The organism is Rothia sp. HMSC064F07 (assembly GCF_001837265.1).
GTDB lineage: Bacteria > Actinomycetota > Actinomycetes > Actinomycetales > Micrococcaceae > Rothia > Rothia mucilaginosa.
This window is the reverse complement of record NZ_KV831926.1, coordinates 1,097,592-1,105,544: the sequence shown is the minus strand read 5'-3', so window position 1 is coordinate 1,105,544 and position 7,953 is coordinate 1,097,592. Positions and strand designations below refer to the sequence as shown.

Sequence of the window (7,953 nt, the reverse complement as noted above, 5' to 3'; positions counted from 1 at the left end):
GCTGCCGCCTCGTTATTTGCCTGCTGGCCGCACGCAGCAAGCAGGGCCCCCAGGCCCATGAGTGCGCCACTACCCAGCAGGGTACGGCGGTTGAAGATGGTCGAATCCATAGAAGATGCGCTCCTATCGTCGGTGATGGTGTGTTGTTTAGTTACTAGTGTCGGGCTGCTTTTGTGGGTCGTATCTGACCTCCGGAAGGAAAACAGCCCCGTAGCGCACCCAACAAACGCATCAATGCGTTATGGAACACTACAGTTACCACCCTACCGCATGTTTGCGGTCGTTTGCACCCCGTTGAGCCACATGACCACATGTTGTGGCGTTTGGGTGCAACAAAAGACACCAGGACCCCCCTAACACTGGGGACCTGGCGTGGGCGGGCGGGCTACACGGCGAGCGCATACATGTCGCGAAGGGCCTCTTCTGCCTCGTCGAGGGCGTATCCGCTCTGGCAGAGCGCGTCGCAGCCGTTACCGTAGCGGAGGCCAGCAAGGAACTCGCGGTCGGTCACCTCCGGCAGGTACACCATGAGGTATTCGCCGTTGTCAGTGAAGAAGTCGTCAATATTAGCGGCGTCCTGGCCGGAGTAGAAGGCGCGGAAGTCTTCGTCATTGTAGTAACCAACCGTGTACATGAGGGGCTCCTTTGGTCGCTCGGCGGAGTGGGTGAGAACGCGTCGTTGTTCTCTACCACCAAAGTACGGGGCACCCCTGACAAGATAAGGGGCTGCACCACCCTGTGCCAGAAAAACACCAAAAAATATTGGGTGACAAGGGGCTTTCTGGAGGCGCACTCCCCCGCCAAACTCCCCCGCCGCACGGAAGATTAGGCGCGGACGGGCTTGCCTCCTGTGTGCCGTTGCCCCGCCTCCCACCCACCGGGCGGGAAATTCGGTCATGAGTTACGGACTTCTGCCATGGGTTAGTGACTCTGGGCTGGGGTTTTAACCATTGCCAAAGACGCCAAGTCATGACTGAACTTGCTAAGTCATTACTGAATTTTCACCGGCGGTGGATAACTGGCTATTTCGATAGGTTAGTGTCTTCACCGTGAGTCTTTAACCCGTAGTGAAGACACTAACCTATCGAAGGGGCCCCGACTCTCCCCCATAAACAGCGAAAAGCCACATGTGTTTCGAGAAGCCACCAAAGAAGTGGCTTTTCGAAACACATGTGGCTTCTGGGCGAATAACGGCGAATTACTACCGCCGGTTACAGCACGTAACCGCGGGTTAGTTTCCGCCAAGGAACGGCATGAAGCGGACGATGTGCTTCTCCAGCTTCTGCTTCACGCGCTTCGCCTTGGTTGCTGCGTCCTCGGTCTTCGCGCCGCCGAGCTTACCGCCGAAGAGCGAGATTTTGCCCTTGACCAGGCGGCTGATCTTGCCGGGAATAGTGCGGCGGTTTTCCTTGAGGGCACGGTTGACGACGCGCTGGGTTTCTGCGGAGTCCAGCTCTTCGTCCTTGACGATGGTGTCTTCTTCGCGGGTGCGGCGGTCGGTCACGTAGTGGTGGAAGTGTTCCTGCACGTCGTGGTCTTCGGACTCGTTCAGGTAGGTATCGAAGTAGTCCTCGATGATGTCGCCGCTTTCACGCAGGTCGGCGTCGTTACGAATTGCGAGGCGCACGCGGTCGCGGAAGTACTCGACGGTGTCCTGAGTGGTTTCGGCGGTGTTGTTCTCCCCTGCCGCGTCGGCCTTGCCGTGGCGTGCGGCGCGGGCTGCCTTGACGAGCTCGAGGATATAGAGCACACCGACTTCCTGCTGCTTCACCAACTCAGTGAGGAAGTGGATACCGGCGAACGGGTCGACCTTATCGGTCCTATCTTCGCCCTCGTCGGTTCCTTCTTCCTGTGCCTTACGCTGCTCACGAATCTCTTCGTAGATGTCGTTGTAGACACCGGTGTAGCCCTGCATGTCGTAGTCGCTGATGAGTTCGTTGCCGCCGTCGCGGATGAACTCGTCGTGCACGCGCAGTTCCTGCTGTAGTTCAAGCACCTGGTTCATGAGCTTGATGTAGCGGGCCTTGTCTTCGGGGGTATCCACGGTGATGGAGCCGCCCTCGTCGATGGGGAATTCTTCGCGCAGTTCAGATACGGCCTTGTCGTATGCGGCGTAGGCTTCCTTGTAGGGTCGGGTGAAGGCGATGTCGAGGGCGGACTGGCCGCTGCTGTTTTCGGTGTCGCCGAAGAGGGTGAAGGCGTCCTTGGTTGCCTGTTCGAGGTCGCGGAAGCACACGATGTTGCCGGAGGGCTTGAGCGAGTTGAGGATTCGGTTGGTGCGGCTGTATGCCTGCACCAGGCCGTGCATCTTCAGGTTCTTGTCGACCCAGAGGGTGTTGACGGTCTTGGAGTCAAAGCCGGTGAGGAACATGTTGACGACGATGAGCAGGTCCAGTTCGCGTACCTTCATGCGGCGGGAGACGTCCTTGTAGTAGTTGTCGAAGGAGTCGCCGTCGGTGCTGAAGTTGGTGCCGAACATGGTGTTGTAGTCTTCGAGGAAGCCGTCCATGCGGCTACCGGTGCCTTCGGTGGCGAAGGTGAAGTTTTCTTCATCGCCGAAGGTGTCGAAGAGCTGCCCGCCGTTGCCCTGCGAGTAGATGATGGCGACCTTGAGCTTCTGTTCGGGGCGCAGGGTGCCGTCTGCGATGCGTTCTTCCTGCAGGGTGTTGAGGGCGTCGTAGTAGGTGCAGGCAGCATCAATAGACGAGGTTGCCAGGATCGAGTTGAAGCCGCGCACGCGCTGTACGTAGTGTTTGGTGACGCCGTTGATGGTGCGGGTCTTCTTGACCTCGTAGCTGGTGGCGGAGCTCTGGTTGGTTTTGCGGTCGTAGTTGTCCAGGATGTAGGTGGCTACGGCTTCGATGCGTTCGGGGCTTTCGAGTACTTCCTTGCTCTTTGCGAACTTGGCGAGTTCCTTCGCGTCGGGGGTTTCGGCGCGTTCGGCGGCGATTTCTTCTGCGTAGGAGGTTTCTTCGAGCTCAGCAAAGGTGGGGCTGGTGTTGGTGTATTCCAGGTGGAATTTCAGCACGTTCTTGTCGTTGATGGCGTCAACGACGGTGTAGGTGTGCAGGCAGTCGCCGAAGACTTCGACGGTGGTGGTGCCGGGGCCACCTGCGGAGTTCTTTTCGAAGATGGGGGTGCCGGTGAACCCGAACATGCTGTACTTCTTGAAGTGCTTCTTGATGGCGGTGTTCATGCGGCCGAACTGGGAGCGGTGGCATTCGTCGAAGATGATGGCTACGCGCTGGCCGTAGACGGGGTGCTTGGAGTCGGCGGTGATGAGGTTGGACAGCTTGTGGATGGTGGTGACTACGATGTTGGTTCCGCGGTCGGCGAGGCGGGTGCTGAGTTCGCGGGTGCTGCCGGTGGAGCTGACGGAGTCTGCCTGGAAGTTGTTGTATTCGAGCATGGTCTGGTAGTCGAGGTCCTTGCGGTCCACGACGAAGATGACCTTGTCGACGAGTCCGGTTTCTGCCAGGCGGCGTGCGGTTTTGAAGCTGGTGAGGGTCTTGCCGCTGCCGGTGGTGTGCCAGATGTAGCCGCCGGCTTCTTTGGTGCCGAGCAGCTTGGGGTTGTTATTGGCGATTTCGACGCGCTTAATGATTTTCTCGGTTGCCGCGATCTGGTAGGGGCGCATGACGAGCAGGTCCTGGCCTACGGTGAAGATGCAGTAGCGGGTCAGGACGTTTGCGAGGGTGTGGCGGGTGAGGAAGGTGCGCGCGAAGAGAATCAGGTCGTTGATTCGGTTGTTCTGTTCGTCTGACCAGTAGCTGGTGAATTCGAAGCTCTTGCCTGCGGAGCCGCCGGAGTCGGTCTTACGGCTGGCGGTCTGCTGGTCTTCGATGTGCTTGTGGCGCACGGTGTTGGAGTAGTACTTGGTTTCGAAGCCGTTGCTGATGACGAAGATTTGGGCGTATTCGAAGAGGCGGTGCTTGTCCTGCTGGAAGCCTTCGTTCTGGTATCGCTCGATCTGCTGGAAGGCTTCGCGGATGCTCACGTTGCGCTTCTTGAGTTCGATGTGTACGAGGGGCAGGCCGTTGACGAGGATGGTCACGTCGTAGCGGTTGAGTACTTTGCCGTTGGGGGCGGGTACGCGGTACTGGTTGATGACCTGCATGTGGTTGCGTGCGGGGTAGGCGGCGTCGATGAGCATGATGTTGCGCAGGGTGCCGTCTTCGAGGCGGAAGTCGATGAAGCGTTCTTCCTGGATGAGCTTGGCCTTCTCGAGGATGCCGTCGTTGGAGCGGGCGATGTGGTTCTTGAGAAGACGGTCGAATTCTTCGTCGGTGAAGTGGAAACCGCTGTTGGGGCCGTAGGCGCCTTCTTCGGGGCGGGTGTTGAGGCGTTCGAGCTGTTCGCGCAGGTTGCGGATGAGTGCGGCTTCGTCGGTGAGGCGCGGCAGGTAGTCGTAGCCCTGGGTTTTGAGGGTTTCGATGAGTTCGGATTCGAGCTGCGATTCGCTCTGGTGCTCACGCTTCTTCTGGTGCTGTGCCTTCCATTCCTTGTAGTCCTTCGTTTCGGCAAGCTTGGCGATGACGGTGAAGTCGTCAGAGCTGAGGATGCTTTCGGTGCGTCCTTCGGTGGGGCGGGGGTGGTTGGGTACGGTTTCCACGGGGTGCTCCTTTGCGTAGGGGTTGAGTGCGTGGATGGTTGGGCTCAGGGATTAGTGGGCCCAGTTTGTTGAGTGTGGTTGAGGTATGTGGTTGAGGTCTAGCGGCCCGTGCAGGGGTGGCGGGGTGCCACCCCTGCACGGGTTTCGCGCGTGATGCGCAGTTTGATGCGCGGGTGGCTACTGGTTTTCGCCCTTGCGGGGGAAGGTGAGTAGCCGGTCGCGGTAGTACTCGTATTGGCTGCGACGCGCTGCAAGCTCTGCGGGTAGACCCTCGGAGAGGCTGCTGGTTAGGGAGTCGAAGCGGTCGAGAATATCGACAATGCGCTGTTGCTCGTCCAAGGAAGGAAGGGGAAACTCAAACTTCTTGAAACGCTTCATATCCACGCTGGCAAAGCTGGACTGCGTAGTATTTGTAAGGCACCAACGATCCAAAACAAACGAGTAGTAGTAGAGGAACTTCGGGAGCAGAAGGCTCTTAAACTCTTCCTTAGGGGTCAGAACAGTGAACCTCTGATTGCACAGAAAATCTACGTTAATCAGCGCATGCTCACCAATCGTTGCAGAAGTCGCCACAATGATTGAACCAGCGGGGAACATCCCGCCCTTTTTCAAAGCACTTTCATGAACGGACTGCAAGGCTTCTGATAGGACTCCGCCATTTTCACGGATGTCTTCCATGCGGAACCAGGGAACAGTTCCGTTCTCCCAGTAGCTGCTATTGGACTTAGACGGGGTGTAACCATTACGGGTGGTAAACAGTTCCTCTATCGAGTAGAACTTGACCGCTGGCTCGGAGAAAGAAGCCAAGAGCAAATCCCGGTAGTACTCGTATTGCAGAGTACGTGCTTCCAGCTCCGCTTCCAGCTCCGCTTCCAGCTCCGCTTCCATGTTCGTGAATTTGTCGAGAATTTCAACAATCGCTTCCTGAATCTCCAGCGGCGGAACAGGAAACTCAAACTTCTTGAAACGCTTCATATCCACGCTGGCAAAGCTGGACTGCGTAGTATTCGAAAGGCACCAACGATCCAAAATGAATGAATAGTAGTAAATAAATTTAGGAGACAAAAGGTTCTTAAATTCATCTTTAAGAATCAGAACGGTGAACCTTTGATTGCACAGAAAATCTACGTTGATTAGCGCATGCTCACCAATCGTTGCAGAAGTTGCCACGATGATTGAACCAGCGGGGAACATGCCACCCTTTTTCAAAGCGCTTTCATGAACGGACTGCATGGCTTCTGATAGGACTCCGCCATTTTCACGGATGTCTTCCATGCGGAACCAGGGAACAGTTCCGTTCTCCCAATAGCTGCTGTTGGACTTAGACGGAGTGTAACCATTACGAGTGGTAAACAGCTCCTCAATAGGGCGGTACTCTACCCCGTCCGGGCAGAGCTCAGCCACCAGGCGGTCAATATAATTCGTCACCTCAGCCACGACTACTCGCCGCCTTCCAGGCGCGCCACAATAGCGTCAATCTCCACGCGCAACTGAGCCTGACGAGCCACAATACCCTCAATACGAGTATTCAGCTCAACAATATCCACACGCTCACGGGTATCCTCCGGCTCAACCCAGCTCGAAACCGCCAGGTTCGCCTCCTGCTCCAGCAGCTTCTCCACCGGAACCAGCGCCGAGAAATGCTCACGCTCCTCACGAGCCGCCAGCACCTCCAGAATCTTCTCACGGTGCACCTTACCCAGAATATTCTGGTTCGTACCCTTATCGAAGAGCTGCGAAGCGTCCACGAACAGCACCGAATGATCCTTACGGCGGCCCTTCTTCAACACCAGAATGCAGGTCGCAATGCTCGTACCGTAGAACAGGTTGGCGGGTAGCTGAATCACAGCGTCTACCACGTTCTGCTTCAGCAGGTACTCACGAATCTTACGCTCCGCACCGCCACGGTACAGCACACCCGGGAACTCAACGATAGCCGCCGTACCCGCCTCATCCAGCGACGCCAGCATATGCATCGTAAACGCCAGGTCAGCCTTCGACTTAGGCGCCAACACAGCCGCCGGGGCGTAACGGTCATCGTGAATCAGGGTCGGGTCATCATCACCCTTCCACTTCGTCGAATACGGAGGGTTAGACACAATCGCACCAAACGGCTCCTCAAAATCGCCACCCGCACCACCGCGGTGCTTCGGGTCAATTAGAGTATCACCGTGTGCAATACTGAAATCATCCACCGGCACACCGTGCAGAATCATATTCATACGGCACAGGTTGTAAGTGGTCAGGTTAATCTCCTGACCCACAAAACGCAGGCCGTCCGAGTTCTTACCCAGCTCACGCTTAACCTTCAACAGCAGCGAACCCGAACCACACGCCGGGTCATACACGGTACGAATCTGCTCGGCATCACGACCATCCATGGCAATCTTCGCCAGCAGCTCCGAAACCTCCTGCGGAGTGTAATACTCGCCGCCGCTCTTACCCGCATTCGCCGCGTACATGCCCATCAGGTACTCGTAGGCGTCACCGAAAGCGTCATTTTCGCTATCCTCGTAACCCTTCTCAAGATTCATGCCCGCCACAGCATCCATGAGCTTGAGCAGGTTCTCGTGACGAGCCGCCGGGCTCACACCCAGCTTATTCGAATCCAACACAAAGTCGTCGAAGAGGCCCTTCACGTTCGCTTCGGAGTCGGTACCGCGCGCCGACTCTTCAAACGCCTTGAACACGTTCGCCAGAGTCTCGTTCAGGTTCTGATTATGAGGGGCGTTCTTGTACACATTCGAGAACAGCTGCGAAGGCAGCAGCAGGAAGCCGCGCTCATTAATGAAGTAATCCTTAGCGTCCTCGTTTTCCTTAAACACGTCATCCGATAGGTCTTCAAAACGCCCCGGCATTTCAATTCTCTGAGCCTCAACAAAGCGCACCTGGCTCTCAGAGAGGTAACGGTAGAAAAGCATACCCAGCACGTACTGCTTAAAGTCCCAGCCATCTACCGAACCACGCAGGTCATTCGCAATACGCCAAATCGTGGAGTGCAGCTGCGCACGCTCCGCATTGCGGTTACGGTGCTCGTCAGTGGTAGCGGAAGAATCCGTAGACTGCGTCGTCATAGGGGCGGTCAACCTCTCATTAGTTATCGTTTCTCGTCGAAAGAAACGTCAAAAGTTTGGGACCCGTACGGTCCCGGTCGTACACATGCGCCAATGCCGGTCTAGATGCTGTACTCCGTGGGAGCGTTCGTAGCTTCCACAAGCCGTTTCGTACCCGGCGGCGCGAACTCTTTCAGTATACGGGTTCCCCCGACCCCGCACGCGCCGGTTCGTCATCGCCGAGCCACTGGTTGTTTCGATAGGTTAGTGTCTTCACTGCGGGTTAAA

4 protein-coding genes are annotated in these 7,953 nt (G+C 56.8%); all 4 read right to left on the bottom strand.

Features of this window, described 5'->3' with window-relative positions; genetic code table 11:
* Positions 1-385: 385 nt before the first annotated feature.
* Positions 386-634: a hypothetical protein gene (locus HMPREF2712_RS06845; RefSeq protein ID WP_005505891.1), complete on the bottom strand. Its 249-nt coding sequence runs from the start codon at positions 632-634 to the stop codon at positions 386-388.
* Between the two features lie 597 nt (positions 635-1,231).
* A complete protein-coding gene (locus HMPREF2712_RS06840) occupies positions 1,232-4,612 on the bottom strand; it encodes a type I restriction endonuclease subunit R (RefSeq protein ID WP_070819585.1) in 3,381 nt (1,126 codons plus the stop codon).
* Positions 4,613-4,789: 177 nt separating this feature from the next.
* Positions 4,790-6,049, bottom strand: coding sequence for a restriction endonuclease subunit S (locus tag HMPREF2712_RS06835; protein ID WP_210401013.1), 1,260 nt, complete (start codon positions 6,047-6,049; stop codon positions 4,790-4,792).
* 2 nt (positions 6,050-6,051) lie between these two features.
* The gene (locus tag HMPREF2712_RS06830) at positions 6,052-7,686 is read right to left on the bottom strand and encodes a type I restriction-modification system subunit M (RefSeq protein ID WP_070819584.1); all 1,635 of its coding nucleotides are present in this window, start codon (positions 7,684-7,686) and stop codon (positions 6,052-6,054) included.
* Positions 7,687-7,953: the final 267 nt, after the last annotated feature.

Coding starts and splice junctions, on each gene's coding strand:
- HMPREF2712_RS06830 (WP_070819584.1), bottom strand. CDS start 7,686: ATGACGACGCAGTCTACGGATTCTTCCGCTACCACTGACGAGCACCGT.
- HMPREF2712_RS06845 (WP_005505891.1), bottom strand. CDS start 634: ATGTACACGGTTGGTTACTACAATGACGAAGACTTCCGCGCCTTCTAC.